18 protein-coding genes and 1 pseudogene are annotated in these 25,941 nt (G+C 66.0%); 10 read left to right on the top strand and 9 right to left on the bottom strand.

Annotated elements, in window-relative coordinates; genetic code table 11:
* The first annotated feature begins 2 nt into the window (after positions 1-2).
* The 7 genes and pseudogenes from NJH59_RS05180 to NJH59_RS05150 all read left to right on the top strand — a co-directional run bounded on the left by NJH59_RS05180 (position 3) and on the right by NJH59_RS05150 (position 6,209).
* Complete coding sequence (locus NJH59_RS05180; protein WP_043863598.1) at positions 3-1,166, top strand: phosphoglycerate kinase; 1,164 nt, start codon at positions 3-5, stop codon at positions 1,164-1,166.
* 32 nt (positions 1,167-1,198) lie between these two features.
* On the top strand, positions 1,199-1,417 hold the full coding sequence (locus tag NJH59_RS05175; protein ID WP_043863597.1) for a hypothetical protein: 219 nt from the start codon (positions 1,199-1,201) through the stop codon (positions 1,415-1,417).
* Positions 1,418-1,468: 51 nt separating this feature from the next.
* Positions 1,469-1,795, top strand: coding sequence for an MliC family protein (locus NJH59_RS05170; RefSeq protein WP_043863596.1), 327 nt, complete (start codon positions 1,469-1,471; stop codon positions 1,793-1,795).
* Positions 1,796-1,895: 100 nt separating this feature from the next.
* Positions 1,896-2,960, top strand: coding sequence for a class II fructose-bisphosphate aldolase (gene fba / locus NJH59_RS05165; RefSeq protein ID WP_043863595.1), 1,065 nt, complete (start codon positions 1,896-1,898; stop codon positions 2,958-2,960).
* A 264-nt stretch (positions 2,961-3,224) separates the two neighbouring features.
* Positions 3,225-5,333: pseudogene (locus NJH59_RS05160) on the top strand (putative bifunctional diguanylate cyclase/phosphodiesterase); the annotation flags it as partial.
* Positions 5,334-5,394: 61 nt separating this feature from the next.
* Entirely contained in the window at positions 5,395-5,895 is a 501-nt protein-coding gene (locus NJH59_RS05155) for a YgjP-like metallopeptidase domain-containing protein (RefSeq protein ID WP_043863594.1), read from the top strand.
* 17 nt (positions 5,896-5,912) lie between these two features.
* On the top strand, positions 5,913-6,209 hold the full coding sequence (locus NJH59_RS05150) for a helix-turn-helix domain-containing protein (RefSeq protein ID WP_043863593.1): 297 nt from the start codon (positions 5,913-5,915) through the stop codon (positions 6,207-6,209).
* A gap of 68 nt (positions 6,210-6,277) precedes the next feature.
* Here the strand turns inward: NJH59_RS05150 and NJH59_RS05145 are convergent, their stop codons facing one another.
* Positions 6,278-6,730 (bottom strand): GNAT family N-acetyltransferase, encoded by a 453-nt coding sequence (locus NJH59_RS05145; RefSeq protein WP_054915757.1) that lies wholly within the window; start codon positions 6,728-6,730, stop codon positions 6,278-6,280.
* A gap of 242 nt (positions 6,731-6,972) precedes the next feature.
* On the opposite strand from NJH59_RS05145, the gene NJH59_RS05140 reads away from it, so the two are divergent.
* Positions 6,973-7,710, top strand: a complete 738-nt coding sequence (locus NJH59_RS05140; protein WP_253086483.1) for an ABC transporter substrate-binding protein — start codon at positions 6,973-6,975, stop codon at positions 7,708-7,710.
* Here the strand turns inward: NJH59_RS05140 and yccS are convergent, their stop codons facing one another.
* From yccS to putA, 8 genes are all read right to left on the bottom strand, one after another.
* Positions 7,711-9,891 carry a YccS family putative transporter gene (yccS, locus tag NJH59_RS05135; RefSeq protein ID WP_043863622.1) on the bottom strand — a complete coding sequence of 727 codons (2,181 nt, stop codon included), beginning with the start codon at positions 9,889-9,891 and terminating at the stop codon, positions 7,711-7,713.
* 121 nt (positions 9,892-10,012) lie between these two features.
* The gene (locus NJH59_RS05130) at positions 10,013-11,194 is read right to left on the bottom strand and encodes an NAD(P)/FAD-dependent oxidoreductase (protein ID WP_043863590.1); all 1,182 of its coding nucleotides are present in this window, start codon (positions 11,192-11,194) and stop codon (positions 10,013-10,015) included.
* Positions 11,195-11,315: 121 nt separating this feature from the next.
* Positions 11,316-12,653, bottom strand: coding sequence for an ATP-dependent RNA helicase DbpA (dbpA, locus tag NJH59_RS05125; protein WP_229589801.1), 1,338 nt, complete (start codon positions 12,651-12,653; stop codon positions 11,316-11,318).
* A gap of 105 nt (positions 12,654-12,758) precedes the next feature.
* The gene (gene mdtD, locus NJH59_RS05120) at positions 12,759-14,186 is read right to left on the bottom strand and encodes a multidrug transporter subunit MdtD (RefSeq protein ID WP_043863589.1); all 1,428 of its coding nucleotides are present in this window, start codon (positions 14,184-14,186) and stop codon (positions 12,759-12,761) included.
* Positions 14,187-14,296: 110 nt separating this feature from the next.
* Positions 14,297-15,628 (bottom strand): TldD/PmbA family protein, encoded by a 1,332-nt coding sequence (locus NJH59_RS05115; protein ID WP_054915755.1) that lies wholly within the window; start codon positions 15,626-15,628, stop codon positions 14,297-14,299.
* Positions 15,628-17,070, bottom strand: coding sequence for a TldD/PmbA family protein (locus NJH59_RS05110; protein WP_196933008.1), 1,443 nt, complete (start codon positions 17,068-17,070; stop codon positions 15,628-15,630). Before NJH59_RS05110 ends, NJH59_RS05115 begins: the two co-directional genes overlap by 1 nt.
* Positions 17,071-17,101: 31 nt before the next feature.
* The gene (locus NJH59_RS05105) at positions 17,102-18,904 is read right to left on the bottom strand and encodes an acyl-CoA dehydrogenase (protein WP_104573004.1); all 1,803 of its coding nucleotides are present in this window, start codon (positions 18,902-18,904) and stop codon (positions 17,102-17,104) included.
* A 204-nt stretch (positions 18,905-19,108) separates the two neighbouring features.
* Positions 19,109-23,062 (bottom strand): trifunctional transcriptional regulator/proline dehydrogenase/L-glutamate gamma-semialdehyde dehydrogenase, encoded by a 3,954-nt coding sequence (putA, locus tag NJH59_RS05100; protein WP_100632915.1) that lies wholly within the window; start codon positions 23,060-23,062, stop codon positions 19,109-19,111.
* Between the two features lie 351 nt (positions 23,063-23,413).
* Here putA and putP point away from each other — a divergent pair, with 351 nt between their 5' ends.
* Entirely contained in the window at positions 23,414-24,898 is a 1,485-nt protein-coding gene (gene putP, locus NJH59_RS05095) for a sodium/proline symporter PutP (RefSeq protein WP_210013885.1), read from the top strand.
* 128 nt (positions 24,899-25,026) lie between these two features.
* Positions 25,027-25,863: a 23S rRNA (adenine(2030)-N(6))-methyltransferase RlmJ gene (locus tag NJH59_RS05090; protein ID WP_043863583.1), complete on the top strand. Its 837-nt coding sequence runs from the start codon at positions 25,027-25,029 to the stop codon at positions 25,861-25,863.
* Positions 25,864-25,941: the final 78 nt, after the last annotated feature.

Genomic DNA, 25,941 nt, shown 5'->3' with positions numbered 1-25,941 from the left:
TCATGACCGTTTTGAAGATGACCGACCTCGATCTGCAAGGTAAGCGCGTACTGATCCGCGAAGACCTCAACGTGCCTGTGAAGGACGGTGTGGTCAGCAGCGACGCGCGCATCCTGGCCTCGCTGCCGACCATCAAGCTGGCCCTGGAGAAGGGCGCGGCCGTGATGGTCTGCTCGCACCTGGGGCGCCCGACCGAAGGCGAGTTCTCGGCCGAGAACAGCCTCAAGCCGGTGGCCGACTACCTGAGCAAGGCGCTGGGCCGTGAGGTGCCGCTGGTGGCCGACTACCTGGGCGGCGTGGACGTGAAGGCCGGCGACATCGTGCTGTTCGAGAACGTGCGCTTCAACAAGGGCGAGAAAAAGAACGCCGACGAACTGGCCCAGCAATACGCCGCCCTGTGCGACGTGTTCGTGATGGACGCCTTCGGTACCGCCCACCGTGCCGAGGGCTCGACCCACGGCGTGGCCAAGTTCGCCAAGGTCGCCGCTGCCGGTCCGCTGCTGGCCGCCGAGCTGGATGCACTGGGCAAGGCCCTGAAGGCCCCTGCCAAGCCGATGGCCGCCATCGTCGCCGGTTCCAAGGTATCGACCAAGCTGGACGTGCTCAACAGCCTGAGCCAGGTGTGCGACCTGCTGATCGTCGGTGGCGGCATCGCCAACACCTTCCTGGCCGCTGCCGGCCACCCGGTGGGCAAGTCGCTGTACGAAGCCGACCTGATCGACACCGCCAAGGCCATCGCGGCCAAGGTCAACGTGCCGCTGCCGGTGGACGTGGTGGTGGCCAAGGAATTTGCCGAAAGCGCCACGGCTACCGTCAAGCTGGTGGGCGAGGTGGCCGAGGACGACATGATCCTGGACATCGGCCCGCAGACCGCCGAACAGTTCGCCGAGCTGCTGAAGTCGTCCAAGACCATCCTGTGGAACGGCCCGGTGGGCGTGTTCGAGTTCGACCAGTTCGGCAACGGCACCAGGACCCTGGCCAAGGCCATCGCCGACAGCGCCGCGTTCTCGATTGCCGGCGGTGGCGACACCCTGGCGGCCATCGACAAGTATGGCGTGGCCAGCCAGATCTCCTACATTTCTACCGGTGGCGGTGCATTCCTCGAGTTCGTCGAGGGCAAGGTGCTGCCGGCGGTGGACGTGCTGGAACAACGGGCCAAGGCCTGACTCGCTCAGCCTGGCAAAGGGAGTGTGACCTGATGGTCAAGCGGTTGCCTGTGTTTATCCTGGCCGGTCTGCTCAGCGCCTGTGCTGGCAGCCCGGAGCCTGCGGCGGATGCCCCCGGCAAGCCGAAGGGCGGTTGCTACCAGTCGCAGTGGCAGGCAGAGACCGTGCCGGTGATCAACAAGAGGCTCGGCCCGGACGGGCTGGAGAAGTATGACGAGGAACACCAGCGCCAGGCCCCGGGTTGCCCTTGATCGGTTCGAGGCAACCTGTTGGCCGGTTCGTGGTCTTCTAGAGGATATTCGATGAAAAGCGTTGTAGCCCTGATGGCCCTGGTTCTGATGGCAGGTTGCGCAAGCCTCAAGCCAACCCCGGCCCCGACCGACAACTGGACCCGCTGGGTCTGTGACAGTCAGGCCGAGGTGCTGTGGCGGTTTGCCGATGCCAGCCAGGAAGAGGTGGATGTACGCCTTGGTGGCGGCGATCAGGTCTACCGGCTCAAGCCGGAGCCCGGTGCGTCGGGTGCGCTGTACAGCGATGGCGTGCTGGCCCTGCACACCAAGGGCGATGAAGGCCTGGTGTACTGGGTAGCGACCAACGATTTGATAGGGCGGGGCTGCAAGGCACCGTGACTGGCCGGGCCGACCGCTGTCGGCCCACACTACTTGAATAGCAACCGCCGCTGCGGCAGGCTTGCACGAAAAACGACGCTTGTCGGGAGAGAGATACACAATGGCACTCATTAGCATGCGCCAGATGCTGGACCACGCCGCCGAGTTCGGCTACGGCGTTCCGGCTTTCAACGTCAACAACCTCGAGCAAATGCGCGCCATCATGGAAGCCGCCGACAAGACCGACTCCCCGGTGATTGTCCAGGCCTCGGCCGGTGCCCGCAAATACGCCGGTGCGCCGTTCCTGCGCCACCTGATCCTGGCGGCGATCGAAGAATTCCCGCACATCCCGGTGTGCATGCACCAGGACCACGGCACCAGCCCTGACGTGTGCCAGCGTTCGATCCAGCTGGGCTTCAGCTCGGTGATGATGGACGGCTCGCTGGGCGAAGACGGCAAGACCCCGACCGACTACGACTACAACGTGCGTGTCACCCAGCAGACCGTGGCCATGGCCCACGCCTGCGGCGTTTCGGTAGAGGGCGAGCTGGGCTGCCTGGGTTCGCTGGAAACCGGCATGGCCGGTGAAGAAGACGGCATCGGCGCCGAAGGCGTGCTGGATCACAGCCAGATGCTGACCGACCCTGAAGAAGCTGCCGATTTCGTCAAGCGTACCCAGGTCGATGCCCTGGCCATCGCCATCGGCACCAGCCACGGCGCCTACAAGTTCACCAAGCCGCCTACCGGCGACGTGCTGGCGATCGACCGCATCAAGGAGATCCACAAGCGCATCCCCAACACTCACCTGGTGATGCACGGTTCGTCTTCGGTGCCGCAGGAGTGGCTGGCGATCATCAACCAGTACGGTGGCGACATCAAGGAAACCTACGGCGTACCGGTTGAAGAAATCGTCGAAGGCATCAAGTACGGCGTGCGCAAGGTCAACATCGACACCGACCTGCGCCTGGCGTCCACCGGTGCCATGCGCCGCCTGATGGCCACCAACCCGAGCGAGTTCGACCCGCGCAAGTTCTTCGGTGAAACCGTCAAGGCCATGCGCGACGTGTGCATCGCTCGCTACGAAGCCTTCGGCACCGCCGGCAACGCCTCGAAGATCAAGCCGATCTCCCTCGAAGCGATGTTCCAGCGCTATGCCAAGGGCGAGCTGGCCGCCAAGGTCAACTAAGCCTGGTTGGTTGTACGAAAAACCCGCAGCGATGCGGGTTTTTTTGTGCCCGTGCGGCTTGCTTCACCGGCCGGAACCGGGGGTTTTCGGCTGCGGGGCCGCCACGGACACCGGATCTGGCCCAACGCGACAGACCGTTAGTCGGGCAACACTTTGTTTATACCGATGATGCCAATGTGCTGACTTCAGATTTGTTTCAGCCAGGTCTAGAGTAAAGCCTCAAGTTCCATCCGGAATCTGGCGTCGTTACACAAGAGAAGCAGCATGGATTGCGCGCACCCTCACACTCACGACAGCGGTTCGGTTTTACTGATCGTCGATGACTACCCGGAAAACCTGATCAGCCTGCAAGCCTTGCTTGCGCGTGAGGACTGGCATGTGCTGACCGCAAGCTCCGGTACCGAAGCCCTGAGCACGCTGCTCGAGCATGAGGTGGACCTGGTGCTGCTGGATGTGCAGATGCCCGGTATGGACGGCTTCGAAGTCGCGCGCCTGATGCGCGGCAGCCAGCGCACCTGCCTGACCCCGATCATCTTCCTGACCGCCAATGAACAGTCCCAGGCGGCGGTGCTCAAGGGCTATGCCAGTGGCGCGGTGGACTACCTGTTCAAGCCATTCGACCCGCACATTCTCAAGCCCAAGGTCCAGGCCCTGCTCGACCAGCAGCGTAACCGGCGTGCCTTGCAGCGCCTGAGCCGCGACCTGGAGGCCGAGCGCGCATTCAACGCCTCGGTGCTGGACAACGCCGCCGAAGGCATCCTGGTGGTGGCCGAGGACGGTCGCATCCGCTTTGCCAACCCGGCCATCTCGCGCCTGCTCCAGGCCCCGGTGGAGCAATTGCAGGGCGCAGACCTGCTGGGCTTCGTGCAGTCGCCCGTGCCAACCCGGTGGTGTGACTCGGCGTTCTACCAGGCCTACCAGGAGCGCGATATCTACCGCCTGCACGACGCCGTGCTGCTCACCGCCTCCGGGTTGCCGCTGCCGGTGGCGTTGTCGTGCGCGGCGCTGCCCGGCGAGCAGCGGGCGATGGTGGTGACGGTGCTGGACATGTCGGTGGTGCGCAACCTGCACCAGCAGCTGGAGTTCCAGGCCGTGACCGACCCGCTGACCGGGCTGCTCAACCGCCGCGGGTTCTGCCAGGCCGCCGAAGCTGCGCTGCTGCGCAGCGAGCATTCCGACAAGGCCCAGGCCCTGATGTACATGGACCTTGACGGTTTCAAACGGATCAACGACTCGCTCGGCCATGCAGCCGGCGACCGCGTGCTGCACTGGGTGGGCGAACAGCTCAAGGAATGCCTGGGCGCCTACGCGATCCTCGGGCGTATGGGCGGCGACGAGTTCACGGCCTTGCTCGATACCCTGGAATACCCGGAGCAGGCGGCGCGCTTTGCCGAAAAGCTGATCGAGCGCATGTCCATCTGCCAGCAGATCGATGGCCTGGAGGTGACGCTTGGCGTGAGCATCGGCATCGCCACCTACTCCGACTGCGGGCCGCACCTGGACGGCCTGCTGCGTGCGGCGGACGCGGCCATGTATGCCGCCAAGCAGGCCGGCCGACAGCAGTACCGCTACTACGACCAGGAGCTCAACGGTCGTGCTCGCTCGCGCCTGATGCTCGAAGACAGTGTGCGCGACGCGATCGAGCGGCACGACTTCAGCCTGGTGTATCAGCCGCAGGTGGCGTTTGCCGATGGTCGCCTGCGCGGGTTCGAGGCGTTGTTGCGCTGGCAGCACCCCAGTGTCGGCGATGTGCCGCCGGGGTTGTTCCTGCCGTTGCTGGAGGAGGCCAGGCTGGTCTCGCGGCTGGCCAGCTGGATCTACACCCAGGGTGCGGCGCAGCGGCGCGCCTGGGAGGCTCGGTTCGAGCCGGACCTGGTGCTGAGCATCAGCCTCAGCCGCGTGCAGTTCGCCATGCCCAACCTGGTCGAGGAACTGGGGCGGGTGATCGCCAGCCATGGCCTGCGCCCGGCCCAGCTTGAGGTGGAGGTGGCGGAAACCTCGCTGGCCGCCAACCTCGACATCGCGCTGCGTCAGTTGCGCAGGCTGCGCGAGCTGGGCGTGCGAGTGGCGCTGGACGATTTCGGCGCCGGAGAGTGCTCGCTGCGCCTGCTGCGCGACCTGCCCATCGACACGCTCAAGCTCGACCGGCACCTGGTGGCGCGTCTGCCCGGTTCGGCGGCGGACGCGGCGCTGGTCCGCAGTGTCATCGGCCTGTGCCGCGACTATGGCGTGTGTGTGGTGGCCGAGGGCGTCGAGACGCGGGAGCAGGCGCAGTGGCTGCTGGCAAACGGTTGCGCCTATGCCCAGGGCTTCCTGGTGGCACGGCCCCTGACGGCGCAGCGCGCCGGTGATTTCCCGGCTTTTTTCGACTGGCGCAACGAGGCGGCCGGGGAATTGAGTACACTGACGCCTTTGCCTGCAATGCCCCGTGCCCATGACCGTACTCAAGTACCTGCAAGCCTATCCGCCTGCCCTGCAAGACCAGGTGCGCCAGATGATTGCCCAGAACCGTCTGGGTGACTACCTGCGCCAGCGCTACCCCGAGCGCCATGCGGTACAGAGCGACAAGGCGCTGTATGCCTATGCCCAGGCCCTGAAGCAGGAGCACCTGCGCAATGCGCCGAACCTGGACAAGGTGCTGTTCGACAATCGCCTCGATCTCACCCACCGCGCACTGGGCCTGCACACTGCGGTATCGCGCGTGCAGGGCGGCAAGCTCAAGGCCAAGAAGGAAATCCGCATCGCCTCGCTGTTCAAGGACGCGGCGCCGCAGTTTCTGAAGATGATCGTGGTGCACGAACTGGCGCACCTCAAGGAGAGCGACCACAACAAGGCGTTCTACCAACTCTGCGAATACATGCAGCCGGGCTACCATCAACTGGAGTTCGACCTGCGCATCTACCTGACCTGGCGCGACCTGTCCGGCGCCCAGTGAGCGAAAGGGAATTGCCAATGGAAGTGAGCAAGACCAAGACCAGTTTCTATCGTCGCCTGTACGTGGCGTGGCTGATCGACAGCCGTACCGCCAGCAGCGTACCGGCGCTGATGGAGGCCACCGGCATGCCGCGGCGCACGGCGCAGGACACCATCGCGGCGCTGGCCGACCTGGACATCGTGTGCGAGTTCGAGCAGCAGGAAGGTGCGCGCAACCATGCCGGGCATTACCGGATACGTGACTGGGGCGCGATCGACAAGCAGTGGATCACCCAGCATCTGCGCAGTATCCGCCAGGTGCTGGGCTACCCCTGAAGCCCCTCCGCCGGCAAGCCCGGCCCCTGCACCTACCCCTGTAGGAGCCGGCCTTGCCGGCGAAGCGTCTAGCCCCGGCGCATGCCGATGTGCGGGATGCCATCCTCCAGATACGCCTCCCCGGCCACCTCGAACCCGTGCCGCGCATAGTAGGCCTGCAGGTGCGCCTGTGCGGACAGGTACACCGGCACCCCTGGCCAGTGCTTCTCGGCCTGTGCCAGCCCCTGCACCATCAGTGCATGCCCCAGCCCCTCGCCCCGCGCCGACGGCGCAATCACCACCCGCCCGATCACCACGTCGCCGCCCTGTGACTCGGGGTCCAGCAGGCGCAGGTACGCCACCAGCTCGCCATCGCGCCAGGCCATCAGGTGGCAGGTGTCGCCCTCCAGGTCCTGGCCATCGGTTTCCAGGTACGGGCATTTCTGCTCCACCACGAACACCTCGATGCGCAGCGTCAGCAGCGCGTACAGCTGTTGCTTGCCAAGGTCGGTGTGATGCTTGCAGATCCAGTCGATGCTCATCGCGTTTCTCTCCTGTGTAATGCCCCGATCATAACCACGCCGAGCACCTCAGGGCGAAGGTCGCGAATTGCCATGGATCAAGTCGGCGCGGAATCGGCAAAAATAGAGGCAATTAGCTATCACCCGGCACTGCCCGATACCGGAATCTTTGTGTAATCTGGCCGTGCAGCCTAGCTTTGCGCCAACAGAAATCTCATGCCATTCAACAAGAACGCGGACCCGATCCGCTAAGGGATTTGAGCATGCGGCCACTGCTTCGAGCCTTGGGTTTGCTTGGATTGCTGCTCTGTGCCCAGTCGGCCCAGGCCGAAAAACTGCGGCTGGTGGCCGATGCCTGGCCCCCCTTCACCGACGCCCGCCTACCCAGGGGCGGGCTGGCCACCGCCCTTGTCACCACCGCCCTGGAGCGTGCCGGGTTTGCCAGCGAGTTCGAGCAGGCGCCGTGGGCGCGCGCGCTGCGGGGCATCGGCGAGGGCCGCTACGATGTGCTGATCAACGCCTGGCAGAGCGATGCGCGTACCCGCATCGGGGCCTTCTCCCAAGGCTACCTGAGCAACCGCGTGCGGCTGCTCAAGCGCAAGGGCGACGTGCTGCGTTTCGATACCCTGAGCGATCTCTACCCGCACACCATCGCGGTGGTGCGCGACTATGCCTATGCGGCCGAATTCGACAATGACGGGCGTCTGCAGAAGGTGCCGGTGCGCGACTTTTCGGTGGCGGTGGGCATGCTGGCTGCCGGGCGGGTGCGCCTGACCCTGGAGGACGAATACGTGGCGCGCTACTACCTGCAGCGTGAAAGCGCGAACGTGCGCAACCGCGTGCAGTTCTTCGGCAAGCCGGTGAGCGAGAACAGCCTGCACATCCTGGTCAGCCTCAGGCATCCGCAGCATGCCCAGATCGTGGCCGGCTTCGACAAGGCCATCGCCGCCATGAAGGCCGATGGCAGCTATGCCCGGTTGCTCAAGGACTACGGCCTGTAGTCAGGCCGGGGTGTCCTTGATCAGGTGCGCGGCCAGGGTGCGCAGCGGGCCCAGCTGGCGGCAGATCAGTGCCAGCTGGGTCTGCACCAGGCGCTGGTTCTCGTCCATTTCCTCGGGCATCTGCTCAAGGCTCGCCGCCAGGGCTTCCTCGGCGTCGCTGTGGATCGCCACCGGGGTCTTGCTGGCAAGGCCAGTGGCGATTTCGTCGAGGCTGGCGGCCAGGCTGGCACCCGCGCCGTCGATCAACTGCTCGTGGGCTTCGGGTGCCAGTGCGCTGTCACGGTGTGCACCCAGCCCGGAGAGGTAGCTGAGCAGGGTGTGCGAGAGCACCAGGAAGCGAAAGCCCACGTCGGCCTCTTTGCGAAAATGCCCCGGCTCCATGAGCATGTTGGCCAGCGTGGTCGACAGCGCCGCGTCGGCGTTGTGCGCGTTGCGCCGGGCCAGGCGGTAGGCCAGGTCGTCGCTCTTGCCCTGGGCGTACTGCTGCATGATCTGGCGCAGGTAGGTGCTGTTGCAGCTCAGGGTGTTGGCCAGCACCTTGTTCAGCCGACGGCCCTGCCAGTCGGGCAGGAACAGGAACACCGCCAGGATCGCGATCAGGCTGCCCACCAGGGTGTCGAACAGGCGCGGCAGGAACAGACCGTAGCCGTCGCCGATCTGGTTGAAGCAGAACAGCACCATCAGCGTGATCGCCGCCGTGGCCAGGGTGTAGCGGGTGGTGCGGTTGACGAAGAACACCACCCCGGCGGCCACCGCGAACAGCGACTGGATGATCGCGCTGGGGAACAGGTCGAACAGCGCCCAGCCCACGGTCAGGCCGATGGCGGTGCCGATGATCCGCTGCACCAGCTTGCGCCGGGTGGCGCCATAGCTGGGCTGGCACACGAACAGCGTGGTGAGGATGATCCAGTAGCCCTGGGTGGGGTGGATCAGGTGCACCATGCCGTAGCCGATCGACAGCGCCAGCGGCAGGCGCAGGGCGTGGCGAAAGATCAGCGAGGTCGGCGTGAGGTGCTGGCGCAGGCGGCTCCACACATCCTTGAGGCTGCGCGGCGAACGGTCGAGCAGGCTCGAGTCGCTGTTGTCGGCCAGGTTGTCGGGGTTGCTGGCATCGCCGAGCAGGCGGTCGAGGGTTGCCAGGTTCGCCGCCAGCGCCCGCAGCGAGCGCAGCAGGCCGCGCCAGGCCGGGTTGCTCTGGATGCGCAGGTGCTCGAGCGAGGCGTGCAGGTCTTCCAGTGCGGCGGCGAAGCTGGTGTCGTAGACGAACGGCTGGCGCAGCTGGATCGACTCGGACAATTGCACGCACGCCTTGCCCTGCTGGCGCAGCAAACGCTGGCAGCGAAACAGCACGTCGCTGTGGAAGAACGCCTCGGTGAGCGCGTTGTAGGGGTAGTGCGAGGAACTGGCGCGCTCGTGGATGTCCTGGGCCAGAAAGTACAGCTTCAGGTAGCGGCTCACCTTGGAGCCGGGGCGGCCATTGCCCACGCGGTGCAGGATGATTTCCTTGGCGGCGTTGAGGGCGGCCACCACCTTGCCGTTCTGCTGGGCCAGTTCCAGGCGGCGGGCCTCCACGTCCAGCTGGCGGATGGGCTCGAACAGGGTGGCCTTGAGCTTGAGGTAGCGGCCCAGTTCGCGAAACAGCCGCGCCAGGCTCTGTTGCACCGGCTGGTTGGAGAACAGCGCCTGCCACAGCACCGACAGCAATCCGTACCAGGCGGCGCCTGCCACCAGCAGCAAGGGCTCGTGCCAGAAGTCGGTGACCTGGCCGCCGCGCTGGTCCACGCCGATCATGGTGTACACCGACAGGATCAGTGTGGCCGAGGCGATGGCGCCGTAGCGCTCGCCCAGCGCGCCGAGCATGGTCAGCGCGAACGCCGCCAGCGCCAGGGCGCAGCCGAAGAGGATCGGGTAGGGGAACAGCAGCTCCACCGACAGCGCAGCGACGGTGAAGCACACCAGGGTCACGGCCAGGGCGTTGAGCCGGCCCTGCCAGCTGTCGTCGGTCTCGGCCAGGGCGCTGGCGATGATGCCCAGGAACAGCGGGATCAGCAGCCCCATCTCGTCCTGGTACCAGCACAGCGCCATGCTGCCGGTCAGCGCGATCAATACCCGGATGCTGTAGCTGAACTTGTCCAGGGCCCACAAACGACGCAGCGAGTGACGCAAGGAAGACGATGACATGATAGGGCGGCAGGCCTGCTTGGCGATGATCGAAATTGAGCCGGTCACGGTGGCAGCGAACTGTCACCGTGGTCACGTACCAGCAAAATTTGTTCCGTGATGCGCGATTCTAACGCGAAGGTTAGACGAACTGCGCGGCCGCGTAGGCCGATGCCCAGGCCCACTGGAAATTGAACCCGCCCAGGTGCCCGCTGACGTCCAGCACTTCGCCCACGAAATACAGGCCGGGGCTTTTCAGCGACTCCAGGGTCTTGGACGACACTTCGCGGGTGTCGACCCCGCCCAGGGTGACTTCGGCGGTGCGATAGCCCTCGGTGCCGGCCGGTACCACCTGCCAGGCCGCCAGTTTGTCGGCGACCTCGGCCAGTTCGGCCGGGGTGTACTGCTTCATCGGCCGGGACACGAACCAGTGCTCGGCCAGCAGGTTGGCCATCTTCTTGGTGAAGACCTCGCCAAGCAGGGTCTTGAGTTCGCTGTTGGGGCGTTCGGCCTGTTGCTGTTGCAGCCAGGCGAGGGCGTCATGCTCGGGCAGCAGGTTGATCTCGACGCTGTCGCCGCTGTGCCAGAACGACGACACCTGCAGGATCGCCGGGCCGCTGAGGCCGCGGTGGGTGAACAGCAGGTTCTCGCGAAAGCTGGTGCCGTTGCAGCTGGCCACGCAGTCCACCGAGGTGCCCGACAGCTCGGTGCACATGGCCTTGAGCTGCGGCTCGGTGATGGTGAAGGGCACCAGCCCGGCGCGGGTCGGCAGCAGGGTGTGGCCGAACTGGCGGGCCACCTGGTAGCCGAAACCGGTGGCACCCAAAGTCGGGATCGACAGGCCGCCGGTGGCGATCACCAGCGACTGGCATTGCAGCGTGCCCATGCTGGTTTCGAGCAGGTAGCCATGCTCGAGCTTTTCGATCTGCTCGATGCGCGTGTCCATGCGCAGCTCGGCGCCGGCGCTCTGAAGCTCGCTGAGCAGCATGTCGAGGATGTCGCTGGACTTGTTGTCGCAGAAAAGCTGGCCGAGTTTTTTCTCGTGATAGGGCACGGCGTGCTTGCCGACCATCTCGATGAAGTCCCACTGGGTGTAGCGGGCCAGGGCCGACTTGCAGAAGTGCGGGTTGTGCGAGAGGAAGTTGGCCGGCTCGGTGTACAGGTTGGTGAAGTTGCAGCGCCCGCCACCGGACATCAGGATCTTCTTGCCGGGCTTGTTGGCATGGTCCAGCAGCAGCACCTGGCGGCCGCGGTTGGCGGCGTGGATGGCGCACATCAGGCCGGCGGCGCCAGCGCCGATGATGATCACTTCGGTGGAACGCACTGCAAAATCCTCAAATAGGTGTTGAAGCTATCGCGGGTCAAGCCCGCTCCCACAGGAGGTACGCAAGTCCTTGTGGGAGCGGGCTTGACCCGCGATGAGGCCCTGATAGGCGATAAACGACTCAGACGATGCGAACCCGCAGCGAGCGCCCCTTGATCTTGCCGCTGTTGAGCCGCTGCAGCGCCTGCTTGGCCACGCCGCGTTCCACCGCCACGAAGGCCTGGAAATCGAAGATCGCGATCTTGCCCACCTGGGTGCCCGGGATGCCGGCATCACCGGTCAGCGCACCCAGGATGTCGCCCGGCCGCAGCTTGTCCTTGCGCCCGGCACCGATGCACAGCGTGCTCATGGTCGGCACCAGCGGGCCGCCGGCCTGGGGCTTGAGGCTGTCGATCTGCTCCCAGCGCAGGGGCGCCTTCTGCAGCTGCTCGATGGCCTGGGCGCGGTGCGCTTCGGACGGGGCCACCAGGCTCGCCGCCAGGCCCTTCTCGCCGGCACGCCCGGTGCGGCCCACGCGGTGCACGTGAATTTCCGAGTCCCGCGCCAGCTCCACGTTGATGACCATGTCCAGCGCATCGATATCCAGCCCGCGCGCGGCCACGTCGGTGGCCACCAGCACCGAGGTGCTGCGGTTGGCGAACAGGGTCAGCACCTGGTCACGGTCGCGCTGCTCCAGGTCGCCATGCAGCGACTCGGCGGCGATGCCCTTGGCCTTGAGGTGATCGACCACTTCCTGGCACTGCTGCTTGGTGAAGCAGAACGCCACGCACGACTGCGGACGAAAGTGCGCCAGCAGGGTAGTCACCGCGTCCATGCGCTGCTCGGGCGAGATCTCGTAGAAGCGCTGCTCGATCTGCGTGTCGGCATGCAGCGACTCGGCCTTGACCTGCTGCGGGTTGCGCATGAATGCGGCCGACAGCTGCTTGATGCCGGCCGGGTAGGTGGCCGAGAACAGCAGGGTCTGGCGACGCTCCGGGGTTTGCCCGAGGATGTCGGCGATGGCGTCGTAGAAGCCCATGTCGAGCATGCGGTCGGCTTCGTCGAGCACCAGGGTGTTGAGCCCGTCGAGCACCAGGGTGCCCTTGCGCAGGTGCTGCTGCACGCGGCCCGGGGTGCCCACGATGATGTGCGCGCCGTGCTCCAGCGAGGCGATCTGCGGGCCCAGGGAAACGCCGCCGCACAGGGTCAGGATCTTGATGTTGTCTTCGGAGCGGGCCAGACGGCGCAGCTCCTTGGCCACCTGGTCGGCCAGCTCGCGGGTGGGGCACAGCACCAGGGCCTGGCAGCCGAAGTAGCGCGGGTTGATCGGGTTGAGCAGGCCGATGCCGAACGCGGCGGTCTTGCCGCTGCCGGTCTTGGCCTGGGCGATCAGGTCCATGCCCTTGAGGATCACCGGCAGGCTCTGGGCCTGGATCGGGGTCATCTGGGCGTAGCCGAGGGCGTCCAGGTTGGCCAGCATGGCGGCGGACAGCGGCAAGGTGGCGAATTCGGTGGCAATGGTGGTCACGAGGCGGGCCTGCAAAACAAAATGTCGCGCAGTGTACCAGCCTCGTGGCCATTAGCCCTAAGCCTCGATCTCCGGTTCCGGACGACGGGCACGCCTTCCGTCCGCCCTGGACAGCTGCATGAAGATCGCCGCCGCCAGCATCGACATCAGGCCGATGGTCAGGAAGGTCAGCTGGAACGCGCCCAGCGTGGTCTCCACCCCATCGCCGCTGCCGGCGCCGGTAAAGCCGCCCAGCAGTGCGCCAGCGCAGGCCACACCCAGGCTCAGCGAGAGCTGCGCCACCACCGACAGCAGGCTGTTGCCGCTGCTGGCGCTGGCGTCGTCCAGGTCGATCAGGGTCACGGTGTTCATCGCCGTGAACTGCAGCGAGTTCACCGCCCCCAGCAGCCCCAGTTGCACCAGCAGCAGGGCATACGGGGTGTGTTCGTTGACCAGCCCCAGGCTGCACAGCAACACGCCCAGCAGCAGGGTGTTGCCGGTGAGGATGGTGCGGTAGCCCAGGCGCTCGATCAGCGGCCGGGCGATGGACTTGGCGACCATTGCCGAGGCGGCCAGCGGGATCATGCTCATGCCGGCCTGGGACGGCGAATAGCCCAGCGCCACCTGCAGCAGCAACGGCACCAGAAACGGCAGTGCGCCGCTGCCCAGGCGGGCGAACAGGTTGCCGAGGATGCCCACCGAGAAGGTGCGGGTGCGAAACAGCCGGGGCGAGAACAGCGGGTTGTCGATGCTGCCGGCGCGCAGCCAGTAGGCGGCCAGGCACGCCATGCCGGCGAACAGCAGCAGCATCACGCGCAGGTGCGGCAGGTGCAGCTCGCCCAGGCCCTCCATGGCGATGGTGATCAGCACCATCGCGGCGCCGAACAGCACAAAGCCCACGCCGTCGAAGCGTGTGCGCTCGGAGCCGCGCAGGTCGGGGATGAACTTCCACACCGCGTAGCAGCCCAGCGCGCCGACCGGCAGGTTGAGCAGGAAGATCCAGTGCCAGCTCAGGTACTCCACCAGCCAGCCGCCCATGGTCGGGCCCAGCAGCGGGCCGAGCAGGCCGGGGATGGTGATGAAACTCATGATGCGCACCAGTTCGGTGCGCGGGTAGGCGCGCAGCACCACCAGGCGCCCCACCGGCAGCATCAGCGCGCCGCCCAGGCCCTGGATCACGCGGGCGCCGACCAGCATGCCGAGGCTGTTGGACAGTGCACACAGCAGCGAGCCGATGCTGAACAGCAGGATCGCGCTGAAGAAGATGCGCTTGGTGCCGAAGCGGTCGGCGATCCAGCCCGAGGCCGGGATCAGCAGGGCCACGGTGAGCATGTAGGCGATGATCACCGACTGCATGCGCAGCGGGTTTTCCGCCAGGTCGCGGGCCATGGCCGGCAGCGCGGTGTTGAGGATGGTGCCGTCCAGCGACTGCATGAAGAAGGCGATGGCCACCACCCAGGGAATCCAGCGGGCGGTGACGGGGTCCAGCGGGGTGCGGTTGGGCATGCTCTATGTCCTTGAGGGCCCCTTCGCGGGCAAGTCGAAGCGTCGAACCGCAGCTCCCACAGGGGCGGCGGTGATCCCTGTGGGAGCGGGCTTGACCCGCGATGGCGGCATCACAATGTCAGCGTCAGGCGTTTGACCAGCGCCCCCGGCAAATGGCTCGAACTGGTCTGGCGCTGTCCGTAGGTGCTGGTCGACAGGATCAGCTCGCGCTCGGTCGTGAGCGCCTCCAGCTGCGAGCCGAGCAGGCTGTATACGCTGTCGTCGAAGCGCATGGTGCTGACCGGCGCCTGGATCTGACCGTCCTCGACCCAGAATGTCGCAAAGCGCGTCAGCCCGGTCATGCGCGCCGCCGGCAGGTCGGAGTAGTTCAGGTACCACAGGTTGCTGATGTACAGCCCCGTACCCAGCCTGGCGAGCACCTCATCCAGCGCCAGCTCGCCGGCGGCCAGGCTCAAGGCGCTCGGCCACTCGTGGGCCTCGGCGCCATTGGCGACCTGCTCGAACTCGGCGGCGCTGCGCGCATTGGTCAGCTGTTCGCGCGCCTGCCCTGCGTCGACCAGCTGCACGTCGCTGCGTGGGTAGCCTTCGCCGGAGAACGCCGGGCTCAGCGAGCCGCTGACCTGTTCGGTGATGTTCACCAGCGGGCTCAATGCCGCATCGCCGGCATACAGGCGTTGCAGCGGGCTGTCCTTGCTGGCGATGGCCTGCGCCGAAAAACCGCCCCAGCACAGCATGCCCATGATCTCGTCCATCGCTGCCGGTGCCAGGTAGGCGCGGTACTGGCCGGGGGCGAGGGTCTTGAGTGGACGACCCAGGTACTCCAGCTGCTCGCGGGCCTGGGCCAGGCGCCGGGCGAACGCGGCGTTGTCCCACACCTGCCCGGCGTAGTTGGCCTTCACCGCCTGGCCGTTGGCGTGGAACAGGCTGAAGTCGAAATTGAAGCTGTTGGCCTGATGCCAGCCAGAGGCGCCGAACGAACTGGCAAAGCCGCGACTGATCGGCCCGGCGGCATAGATGCCCACCAGGTCCAGCGCGCCGGCGCCGTGTTCGATCTGCTCGAGCACCCGTGCGGTATCCGGCAGCGGGCCGTCCTGTACCTGATGGCTGTGCCAGGCACTGTCGTTGAGCAACAGGTACGGGTCGGCAGGGATCAGTGGCAGGATCTGGCGCAGCTCGGCCAGTGCCTGGTGCAGGCGCTCGCGGTCCAGCGCCGGCTCGCCGCTGAGGGTCAGGTGCAGGTCGGCCTGGCGACCGTCGGCAATCAGCTTCAGGCTCGCGCCGGCCTGTTGCACGTCGCCGGCCTGGCGCACCCTGGCATGGTTGAAACGGATGAATTGCGACTGCTCGGCGCTGTAGCTCAGGGTGAACTGTTCGGGGGCGCGCACGTTGTCGCGCAGCCATGCGACCAGGTCCTGGAAGTTGTGCAAAGGGCTGGCGGCCATCAGGCGTCTCCTCCGAATACGTCGATCTGGCTGAACACGCAGGCCGGCGAGGCATGGCCCACGCGCACCACCTGGTTGGGTTCGCCCTTGCCGCAGTTGGGCGTGCCGAGCACCTGGAAGGTACTGGCGTCGCCCACGGCGCTGAGGTTGCGCCAGAAACCGGCGGAAATACCGCGGTAGTTGGGGTTCTTGACCACGCCCTTGAGTTCGCCGTGCTCGATCAACTGGCCCCATTCGCAGCCGAACTGGAACTTGTTGCGCGCATCGTCGATGGACCACGAGCGGTTGGTGCGCATCAGGATGCCGTGCTCGATGCCGCCGATCAGTTGCGCCAGGGACTTGTCGCCCGGCTCGATGTTGAGGTTGGCCATGCGGTCGATCGGTGCGCGGTTCCAGCCGCAGGCGCGGCTGTTGGCCACGCCGTCCAGGCCCGAGCGGAACTGCGACAGCGCACCGCCCAGCGGGCGCACCAGTACACCCTCGCGAATCAGGAACTGCTTGTGGGCCGGGGTGCCGTCGTCATCGTGCGCGTAGCTGGCCAGCTCTTCGGGGATGGCCGGGTCGAAGGTCACGTTGAGCAGTGCCGAGCCGTACTGCAGGTGGCCGAAGTCCTGGGCCTTGATGAAGCTGGTGCCGGCGTAGTTGCGCTCGTCGCCCAGGATGCGGTCCATCTCCAGCGGGTGGCCGATGGACTCGTGGATCTGCAGCATCATCTGGTCGGGCATCAGCAGCAGGTCGCGTACCCCGCTCGGGGTGTTGGGCGCCAGCAGCAGTTGCAGGGCCTGGTCGGCCACCTGGGCCCCGGCACCGAGCAGGCCGCAGCGCTCGATCACATCCACGCCGCCCTGCTGGCCGAAGTTCTCGCGGCCCAGGCTGCGGCTCTGGCTGTCGCTGCCGTCGAAGGCGGTGACGCTCATGCCGGGGAACACGAAGCGTTGCGCCTGGCGCAGTTCGGCGCCGGCACTGTTGAGGTAGATCTGCTCGACCGTGCTCAGGCCCAGGCTGGCCTGCCAGTTCACCAGACGCGAATCGCCCGGCACGCTGGCCGATTCGCGGGCCAGCAGTTCATAGCAGTCGGCCAGGGCCGGGAAGGTGCTGTTGAGGTTGGGCGAGCAGTAGTCGGCGCGGGCGCTGGACACCGGTTGCTCGCGCAGGTCGAGCAGGGCGTGGCGCGCGATCTGGCGGGCCAGCGCCTCGGCCTGGTCAAGGGCGCGTTGCAGGCCGGCCTGGGACAGGTCGGCGGTGGCCGCGTAGGCCTCCACGCCGTTGACGCGCACGGTGAGCATCGCGCCCTGGTCGCGGGTCAGGCTGGGTGGTTCGGCGATGTTCTTGCGCACCGACAGGTGCTGGTGGGCTTCCTGCACATAGCGCAGGGAGAAAAACTCGGCGCCGCTGTTCAGGCCAGCGAAACGCTGGCGCAGCGGCGCGGTGAAATCGAACATGCGCGAACCTCCGGGTGACGGTGGTTCCCCCTCAGAACCACTCCTCGTGCATGCCCGGGCAGGTGTCGTCGCGGGCCTCGAGCAATGCGAGGTCATTATGGCAGGCCGGTACTTCCCAGGTGAGGAAAAACCGTGCGGCCTGCAACTTGCCCCGATAGAACCCGGTATCGGCCGGGTTGCCGCGGGCCAGGCCCTGTTCGGCGCGAATCGCCTGCTCCAGCCAGCGCCAGCCGATCACGCAGTGACCGAAGGCCTTGAGGTACAGCGCCGAGTTGGCCAGGGCGCTGTTGACCTGGCCTGTGGACAACTCGCCAAGCAGGCCCAGGGTCACGTGCTGCAGGCGGCTGAGCAGTTGTTCCAGCGGTTCGCGCAACGGGTCCAGGCGGGTGTAGGCCTGGGCCTGGGCGCAAGTGCCGGCGATCAGGCGTACCAGTTGCTTGAGGCCGGCGCCACCGTGCTGGGCCAGCTTGCGCCCGAGCAGGTCGAGTGACTGGATGCCGTGGGTGCCTTCGTGGATCGGGTTCAGGCGGTTGTCGCGGTAGTACTGCTCTACCGGGTAATCGCGGGTGTAGCCGTGGCCACCGAGGATCTGGATCGCCAGCTCATTGGCCTTGAGGCAGAACTCGGACGGCCACGACTTGACGATCGGGGTCAGCAGGTCGAGCAGTTGCTGGGCCTGTTGGCGCTCGTCTTCGGTGGCGGCGGTATGGCTGTCGTCGAACAGCCGGGCGGCGTACAGGCCCAGGTCGAAAGCGCCTTCGACGTAGGCCTTCTGCGTCAGCAGCATGCGTTTCACATCGCTGTGCTGGATGATCGGCACGGCGGCGGTGGCGGGGTTCTTGTTGTCGGGCAGGCGGCCTTGCGGGCGCTGGCGGGCGTAGTCCAGCGAGTACAGGTAGCCGGCGTAGCCGAGCATCACCGCGCCCATGCCCACGCCGATGCGCGCCTCGTTCATCATCTGGAACATGCAGGCCAGGCCCTGGTGCGGCTGGCCGATCAGGTAGCCGACGCACTGGCCGTTGTCGCCGAAGTTGAGTGCGGTGGAGGTGGTGCCGCGCCAGCCCATCTTGTGGAACAGGCCGGCCAGCACCACATCGTTGCGCTGGCCCAGGCTGGCGTCCGGGTTGACCAGGAACTTGGGCACGATGAACAGCGAAATGCCCTTTACCCCGGGTGGTGCGTCGGGGAGTTTGGCCAGCACCAGGTGCACGATGTTCTCGGACAGCGTGTGATCGCCCCCGGAGATGAAGATCTTGTTGCCCTTGAGGCGGAAGCTGCCGTCGGCGGCGGGTTCGGCGCGGGTGCGGATATCGGCCAGCGAGCTGCCGGCGTGGGGTTCGGTGAGGGCCATGGTGCCGAAGAAGCGGCCCTCGATCATCGGTTGCAGGAACAGGCGCTTTTGCTCGTCGGTGCCGAAGTTCTCGATCAGGTTGGCGGCGCCCATGGTCAGGAACGGGTAGGCGGTGGTGCCGGCGTTGGCGGCCTGAAAGTGGGCGAAGCAGGCTTGCGAGAGCAGGGTGGGCAACTGCATGCCGCCGGCCTCGAAGTCGCGGTTGGCGTTGAGAAATCCGGCGTCGAGGAAGGCGTCGACGGCAGGTTTGACCTCGGGGATGAGGATGGCCTGGCCGTTCTCGAAGCGTGGCTCGTGCTCGTCGCCCTTGCGGTTGTGCGGGGCGAAGTACTTTTCGGCCAGGGTGCGAGCGGTGTGCAGCGCGGCGTCGAAGGTTTCGCGGCTGTGCTCGGCGAAGCGTGGGCGTTGGGTGAGGGCCTCGGCGTCAAGCACTTCGTAGAGTTCGAAGGCCAGGTTGCGGGCGCTGAGCAGGGTGTCGGACATGGCGGCCATACCTTGGTGGGGATGGGGCCGAGTCTAGGCATGCGGGCGGGAGGTGGACAGGTTAATAGGTGGGGGTGATGAGGGGTCAGAACCGTTGTCAGGTGTGTGTCCGCAAAAAAAATCGCGGGCCAGGCCGTCCCCCACAAGAATCTGCATCGATCCTGTGGGGGCGGGCTTGACCCGCGATTGGCAACGCCTCGGTGGTTAGCCGATGGTCATCAGGCTGGCATTGCCGCCCGCTGCGGCGGTGTTCACGCTCAACGCACGCTCGATCACCAGGCGCTCCAGCGCAATCGCGGTTTCACCCGACGACAAGCCCTGCACACCCACGATCGCACCGGCACGCTTGGCCACCTGCTCGCACACTGCGCGCAGCTGGTCCGAATGGCCGTGATGCAGCACCGCGTCGAACACCACCTCGTCCTTGGCCCAGTCGCTCACCAGCTTGATGCGCGCCTGCACATCCTTCGGCAAGCGCCCACGCAAGGCCTTGCCCGGCTCGCCGTCGACGAACACTGCCGAGCTGCCCACCGCCAGTACCGCTGCCAGTTGAGTCAGCAGATCAGCCTCCGACTCGGCCAGGCACAGCACGTGCTCGCGCGGCAGGATGGTGTAGCTGTTGCGCTCGCCGGTCGGGCCGTTGAGCAGGCGGGTGACGCCGCTCTGCGACTGCTGCGCGAACTGCTCGCACAGCTGCGCCAGCTCGGCCTGCTGGTTGCTGCCGGCCCACGCCTTGAGCGATTGCAGCGGCTTGAGCAACTGCTCGCGCAGACGCACGTCCGGGGCAGTGCCGGCGTCGCTGCGCTGGAACGACTGCTCGATGGCATCGGCCGGGCGCGTGGACAGCAAACGGTACAGGTACAGCGGGCCACCGGCCTTGGGGCCGGTACCCGACAGGCCTTCACCACCGAACGGCTGCACGCCGACCACGGCGCCGACGATGTTGCGGTTGACGTAGACGTTGCCGGCATGGACGTTGTCGATCACCTTGGCGATGGTCTCGTCGATGCGGGTGTGCACGCCCAGGGTCAGGCCGTAGCCGGATGCATTGATCTGCTCGATCAGCTGGTCGAGGTGCTTGCGGTTGTAGCGCACCACGTGCAGGACGGGGCCGAAGATCTCACGCTGCAGTTCATCGAAGCTTTCCAGCTCGATCAGGGTCGGCATCACGAAGGTGCCGCGCTTGATCTCTTCACCGTCGGCAATGGCCACCTGATACACGTTGCGACCCTTGTCGCGCATGCCCTGGATGTGTTTTTCGATGCCAGCCTTGGCCTCGGCGTCGATCACCGGGCCGATGTCCACGCTCAGGCGCTCCGGGTTGCCCAGGCGGCTTTCGGCCATGGCGCCCTTGAGCATCTCGATCACGCGGTCGGCCGAGTCTTCCTGCAGGCACAGCACGCGCAGGGCCGAGCAACGCTGGCCGGCGCTGTCGAAGGCCGAGGAGACCACGTCGATGACCACCTGCTCGGTCAGCGCCGAGGAGTCGACGATCATCGCGTTCTGGCCACCGGTTTCGGCGATCAGCGGGATCGGACGGCCCTGGCTGTCCAGGCGGCCGGCAATGTTGCGTTGCAGCAGGCGCGCCACTTCGGTGGAACCGGTGAACATCACGCCCTTGACCCGGTCATCGCCTACCAGGCGCGCACCGACGGTCTCGCCACGGCCCGGCAGCAGTTGCACCACGCCTTGCGGGATGCCGGCCTCAAGCAGCAGGCGCACGGCCTGGGCGGCCACCAGCGGGGTCTGCTCGGCAGGCTTGGCCAGTACCGGGTTGCCGGCAGCGAGCGCTGCAGCCACCTGGCCACTGAAGATCGCCAGCGGGAAGTTCCACGGGCTGATGCACACCACCGGGCCCAGCGGGCGGTGGGCGTCGTTGCTGAAGTCGTTGCGTGCCTGCACCGCGTAGTAGCGCAGGAAGTCGACCGCTTCGCGCACCTCGGCGATGGCGTTGGCGTAGGTCTTGCCGGCTTCGCGGGCCAGCAGGCCCATCAGCGGCTGGATCTCGCCTTCCATCAGGTCGGCGGCACGTTCCAGGATCGCGGCACGCTCGGCCGGCGGGGTGGCCTGCCAGATCGGTGCGGCGTTGAGTGCGCACTGGATGGCGTTGTCGGCGTCCTCGACGGTGGCTTCCTGCACGTGGCCGACCACGTCACGGTGGTCGGACGGGTTCAGCACCGGTGCGGCAGCTTCGTCGCTGGACGCGCAACCGAGCATCGGCTCGGCCTTCCAGTCGTTGTGCGCGGTGGCCAGCAGGGCGCACGACAGCGAGGCCAGGCGGTGTTCGTTGGCCATGTCGATGCCGCTGGAGTTGGCGCGCTCGGCACCGTACAGGTCACGCGGCAACGGGATGCGCGGGTGCGGCAGGCCGAAGCCGCCTTCCTGGGTGGCCATGCGCTCGATGGTCGCGACCGGGTCGGCCACCAGTTCCTGGATCGAGATCGACTGGTCGGCGATACGGTTGACGAACGAGGTGTTGGCGCCGTTTTCCAGCAGGCGACGCACCAGGTAGGCCAGCAGCGTTTCGTGGGTGCCGACCGGGGCGTACACGCGGCACGGACGGTTCAGCTTGCCGTCGGCCACCTTGCCCACCACCTGTTCGTACAGCGGCTCGCCCATGCCGTGCAGGCACTGGAACTCGTACTGGCCTGGGTAGTAGTTCTGCCCGGCGATATGGTAGATGGCCGACAGGGTGTGGGCGTTGTGGGTGGCGAACTGCGGGTAGATGGCTTCGGGCACCGACAGCAGCTTGCGGGCGCAGGCGATGTAGGAGACGTCGGTGTACACCTTGCGGGTGTACACCGGGTAGCCTTCCAGGCCTTCGACCTGGGCGCGCTTGATCTCGCTGTCCCAGTACGCGCCCTTTACCAGGCGGATCATCAGGCGGTGACGGCTGCGGCGTGCCAGGTCGATGACGTAGTCGATCACGTAAGGGCAGCGCTTCTGGTAGGCCTGGATCACGAAGCCGATGCCGTTCCAGCCGCTCAACTGCGGCTCGAAGCACAGGCGTTCGAGCAGGTCCAGCGACAGCTCCAGGCGGTCGGCCTCTTCGGCGTCGATGTTCAGGCCGATGTCGTACTGCTTGGCCAGCAGGGTCAGCGACAGCAGGCGCGGGTACAGCTCGTCCATCACGCGCTCGTACTGGGCGCGGCTGTAGCGCGGGTGCAGGGCCGAGAGCTTGATCGAGATGCCAGGGCCTTCATAGATGCCGCGGCCATGGGAGGCCTTGCCGATGGCGTGGATGGCCTGCTCGTAGGAGGCCAGGTATTTCTGCGCGTCGTGCTCGGTGAGCGCGGCTTCACCGAGCATGTCGTAGGAGTAGCGGAAACCCTTGGCTTCGAACTTGCTGGCATTGGCCAGGGCTTCGGCAATGGTCTCGCCGGTGACGAACTGCTCGCCCATCAGGCGCATGGCCATGTCGACGCCCTTGCGGATCATCGGCTCGCCGCTCTTGCCGATGATGCGGCTGAGCGAGGAGGTGAGGCCGGATTCGTTGTGCGTGGACACCAGTTTGCCGGTCAGCAGCAGGCCCCAGGTGGCGGCGTTGACGAACAGCGACGGGCTGTTGCCCAGGTGCGGCTGCCAGTTGCCGGTGCTGATCTTGTCGCGGATCAGCGCATCGCGGGTGCCCTTGTCGGGAATGCGCAGCAGGGCTTCGGCCAGGCACATCAGCGCCACGCCTTCCTGGGACGACAGCGAGAACTCCTGCAGCAGGCCCTGGACGATGCCGGCGCGGCCGCTGGCGCTCTTCTGGTTGCGCAGCTTTTCGGCAATGCCGGCGGCCAGCTTGTGGGTGGCCTCAGCCATGGGCGCGGGCAGGCGTGCCTGCTCCAGCAGCATCGGCACCACTTCCGGTTCCGGACGACGGTAGGCGGCGGTGATCGAGGCGCGCAGCACCGACTGCGGCAGGATGCTCTCGGCGAACTCGAGGAAGCACTGGTGCGAGTGGTCGGCCTGCACATCGCCGGCGTCGTCGCTCTGATTGCCGGGCTGACCGCTGAGTTCGGTCAGGGTGGCGCCACCCTCGAGCTTCTCCAGGTAGTTGAAGATCGCCTGCTTGATCAACCAGTGCGGGGTGCGGTCGATGGACTGCGCAGCCGTTTTCAGTCGCTCGCGGGTAGGGTCGTCGAGTTTGACCCCAAGGGTGGTCGTCGCCATTTCTTATCCTCATTATTGCCACTGGGCCGTGGCTAAGCTGGCGCCAAGATTAGCCGGGCGCCTTTGTGGGTGCAACCTAGTGCAACCCAAATAATCGCGTTGAGGAGTGCAACTCGTCCGGTGGCTAAAACCCCACAGCATAAATGGCTGTTCAAGGTGCATTTGCTTATGTAAACGGCGGTTTTTGCTCCCAAATGGAGCAAAAACACGTTGTTATGCGAAATATCCGACCAGGTGCAACTTGACTGAAGAAACTGGTTGCACCTTGTTTGCGTTGTTGCATAGGATTCGCCGCCTGGGTGCAACCGTTAGCGGCTGTCACTACATAAAAACAAACGCCAGGGCGCAACAATGAGTTTTAGCAATCCAATCACGATCACGTTCGTGATCTATATCGCGGCAATGGTGCTGATCGGCTTCATGGCCTATCGCTCCACCAACAACCTTTCCGATTACATCCTCGGTGGCCGCAGCCTCGGCAGCGTGGTGACCGCGCTCTCGGCCGGTGCCTCGGACATGAGCGGCTGGTTGCTGATGGGCCTGCCGGGCGCCATCTACATGTCGGGCCTTTCCGAAGCCTGGATCGCCATCGGCCTGACCGTCGGTGCCTACCTGAACTGGCTGTTCGTGGCCGGCCGCCTGCGCGTGCAGACCGAGCACAACGGCGACGCGCTGACCCTGCCGGACTATTTCGCCAGCCGTTTCGAAGACCACAGCGGCCTGCTGCGCATCATTTCGGCAATCGTGATCCTGGTGTTCTTCACCATCTATTGCGCCTCCGGCATCGTGGCCGGTGCCCGCCTGTTCGAAAGCACCTTCGGCATGTCGTATGAAACGGCGCTGTGGGCCGGTGCTGCTGCCACCATCGCCTACACCTTCGTCGGTGGCTTCCTGGCGGTGAGCTGGACCGATACCGTGCAGGCCACGCTGATGATCTTCGCGCTGATCCTGACCCCGGTGATCGTGCTGATCGCCACCGGCGGCTTCGACACCACCTTCCTGGCCATCGAAGCCCAGGGCGCGGGCAACTTCGACATGTTCAAGGGCGCGACCTTCATCGGCATCATCTCGCTGATGGGCTGGGGCCTGGGCTACTTCGGCCAGCCGCACATCCTGGCGCGCTTCATGGCGGCAGACTCGGTGAAATCGATCGCCAATGCCCGTCGCATCTCCATGACCTGGATGATCCTGTGCCTGGCCGGTACCGTGGCCGTGGGCTTCTTCGGCATCGCCTACTTCTCGGCGCACCCTGAAGTGGCCGGCCCGGTCACCGAGAACCACGAGCGCGTGTTCATCGAACTGGCCAAGATCCTGTTCAACCCGTGGATTGCCGGTGTGCTGCTGTCGGCCATCCTGGCAGCAGTGATGAGTACCCTGAGCTGCCAGCTGCTGGTGTGCTCCAGCGCCCTGACCGAAGACTTCTACAAGACCTTCCTGCGCAAGAACGCCTCGCAGGTCGAGCTGGTATGGGTCGGTCGCCTGATGGTGCTGGCGGTTGCGCTGATCGCCATCGCGCTGGCCGCCAACCCGGACAACCGCGTGCTGGGCCTGGTGGCCTACGCCTGGGCCGGCTTCGGTGCCGCCTTCGGCCCGGTGGTGCTGATTTCGGTACTGTGGAAGGGCATGACCCGCGACGGCGCACTGGCCGGTATCGTGGTGGGCGCGGTGACCGTGATCCTGTGGAAGCAGTTCGACACCATGGGCCTGTACGAAATCATCCCGGGCTTCCTGTTCGCATCGCTGGCGATCTACTTCGTGAGCAAGGCGGGCAGCCCGTCGGCTGCGATGGTCAAGCGATTCGAAACCGCTGAAGCGGCGTTCCACGCCGACAAGTAACACGGCTGCATCATGCTGCCCGGCAACGGCCCGGCCTCTTCTGGAGGTCGGGCCGTTGTCATTCTGGCGGCTGTCACCTGACGGCGCGGGCCTGACAGGGTAAACTTCCGGGCCTTGCAGGAGTTGCCATGAACTATCGTCACGCCTTTCACGCCGGCAACCACGCCGACGTGTTCAAACACCTCGTATTGACCCGGCTGATTGCGCTGATGTCGCGCAAGGAGCAGCCGTTCGCCTACCTCGACACCCACGCCGGCCTTGGCCTGTATGACCTGCAGGGTGACCAGGCGACCCGCACCGGTGAGTGGCTGGAAGGCATCGGCCGGCTCTGGGGGCGCGACGACCTGCCCGAGGTGACGGCCGATTACCTGCGCATCCTGCGCAAGATGAACCCCGACGGCGAGCTGCGCTACTACCCGGGGTCGCCCGAGCTGGCACGGCGCCTGGCGCGCCAGCAGGACCGCGTGCTGCTCAACGAGAAGCACCCCGAAGACGGGCGCCTGCTCAAGGAAAACATGAAGAAGGACCCACGCGTGGCGGTGCACCTGGGCGAGGGCTGGCACGTGCCGAGGGCCTTGCTGCCGGTGCAGGAGAAGCGCGCGGTGATGCTGATCGACCCGCCCTTCGAGCAGGCCGACGAGCTCAAGCGCTGCACGGTGGCGATGAAGGAGACGATTGGCCGCATGCGCCAGACGGTCGCGGCCATCTGGTACCCGATCAAGGACCAGCGCCAGCTGGTGCGTTTCTATCAGGACCTGACCAGCACCGGTGCGCCGAAGCTGCTGCGGGTGGAGCTGTACGTGCACCCGCAGGACAGCCCGCAGGGCTTGAACGGCTCTGGCCTGGCGATCGCCAACCCGCCATGGGGCCTGGAAGAAGAGCTGCGCGCACTGCTGCCGTGGCTGGCCCAGGTGCTGGGGCAGACCCAGGGCAGCTGGCGCATGGACTGGCTGATTGCCGAGTAGGGTGTTGTGAATGTGTTGGCCTATCGCGGGTCAAGCCCGCTCCCACAGAGGCAATGATGTCCTTGTGGGAGCGGGCTT

The sequence above is a fragment of the Pseudomonas sp. VE 267-6A genome (assembly GCF_024126555.1).
Taxonomy (GTDB): Bacteria; Pseudomonadota; Gammaproteobacteria; order Pseudomonadales; family Pseudomonadaceae; genus Aquipseudomonas; species Aquipseudomonas palmensis.
This window is presented reverse-complemented; position numbering and strand designations above follow the sequence as displayed.

Coding starts and splice junctions, on each gene's coding strand:
- NJH59_RS05145 (WP_054915757.1), bottom strand. CDS start 6,730: ATGAGCATCGACTGGATCTGCAAGCATCACACCGACCTTGGCAAGCAA.
- yccS (WP_043863622.1), bottom strand. CDS start 9,891: ATGTCATCGTCTTCCTTGCGTCACTCGCTGCGTCGTTTGTGGGCCCTG.
- NJH59_RS05105 (WP_104573004.1), bottom strand. CDS start 18,904: ATGTCCGACACCCTGCTCAGCGCCCGCAACCTGGCCTTCGAACTCTAC.
- NJH59_RS05090 (WP_043863583.1), top strand. CDS start 25,027: ATGAACTATCGTCACGCCTTTCACGCCGGCAACCACGCCGACGTGTTC.
- fba (WP_043863595.1), top strand. CDS start 1,896: ATGGCACTCATTAGCATGCGCCAGATGCTGGACCACGCCGCCGAGTTC.
- NJH59_RS05140 (WP_253086483.1), top strand. CDS start 6,973: ATGCGGCCACTGCTTCGAGCCTTGGGTTTGCTTGGATTGCTGCTCTGT.
- putA (WP_100632915.1), bottom strand. CDS start 23,062: ATGGCGACGACCACCCTTGGGGTCAAACTCGACGACCCTACCCGCGAG.
- mdtD (WP_043863589.1), bottom strand. CDS start 14,186: ATGCCCAACCGCACCCCGCTGGACCCCGTCACCGCCCGCTGGATTCCC.
- NJH59_RS05180 (WP_043863598.1), top strand. CDS start 3: ATGACCGTTTTGAAGATGACCGACCTCGATCTGCAAGGTAAGCGCGTA.
- NJH59_RS05155 (WP_043863594.1), top strand. CDS start 5,395: ATGACCGTACTCAAGTACCTGCAAGCCTATCCGCCTGCCCTGCAAGAC.
- NJH59_RS05115 (WP_054915755.1), bottom strand. CDS start 15,628: ATGGCCGCCAGCCCTTTGCACAACTTCCAGGACCTGGTCGCATGGCTG.
- NJH59_RS05150 (WP_043863593.1), top strand. CDS start 5,913: ATGGAAGTGAGCAAGACCAAGACCAGTTTCTATCGTCGCCTGTACGTG.
- NJH59_RS05110 (WP_196933008.1), bottom strand. CDS start 17,070: ATGTTCGATTTCACCGCGCCGCTGCGCCAGCGTTTCGCTGGCCTGAAC.
- dbpA (WP_229589801.1), bottom strand. CDS start 12,653: ATGCTGGCCAACCTGGACGCCCTCGGCTACGCCCAGATGACCCCGATC.
- NJH59_RS05170 (WP_043863596.1), top strand. CDS start 1,469: ATGAAAAGCGTTGTAGCCCTGATGGCCCTGGTTCTGATGGCAGGTTGC.
- putP (WP_210013885.1), top strand. CDS start 23,414: ATGAGTTTTAGCAATCCAATCACGATCACGTTCGTGATCTATATCGCG.
- NJH59_RS05175 (WP_043863597.1), top strand. CDS start 1,199: ATGGTCAAGCGGTTGCCTGTGTTTATCCTGGCCGGTCTGCTCAGCGCC.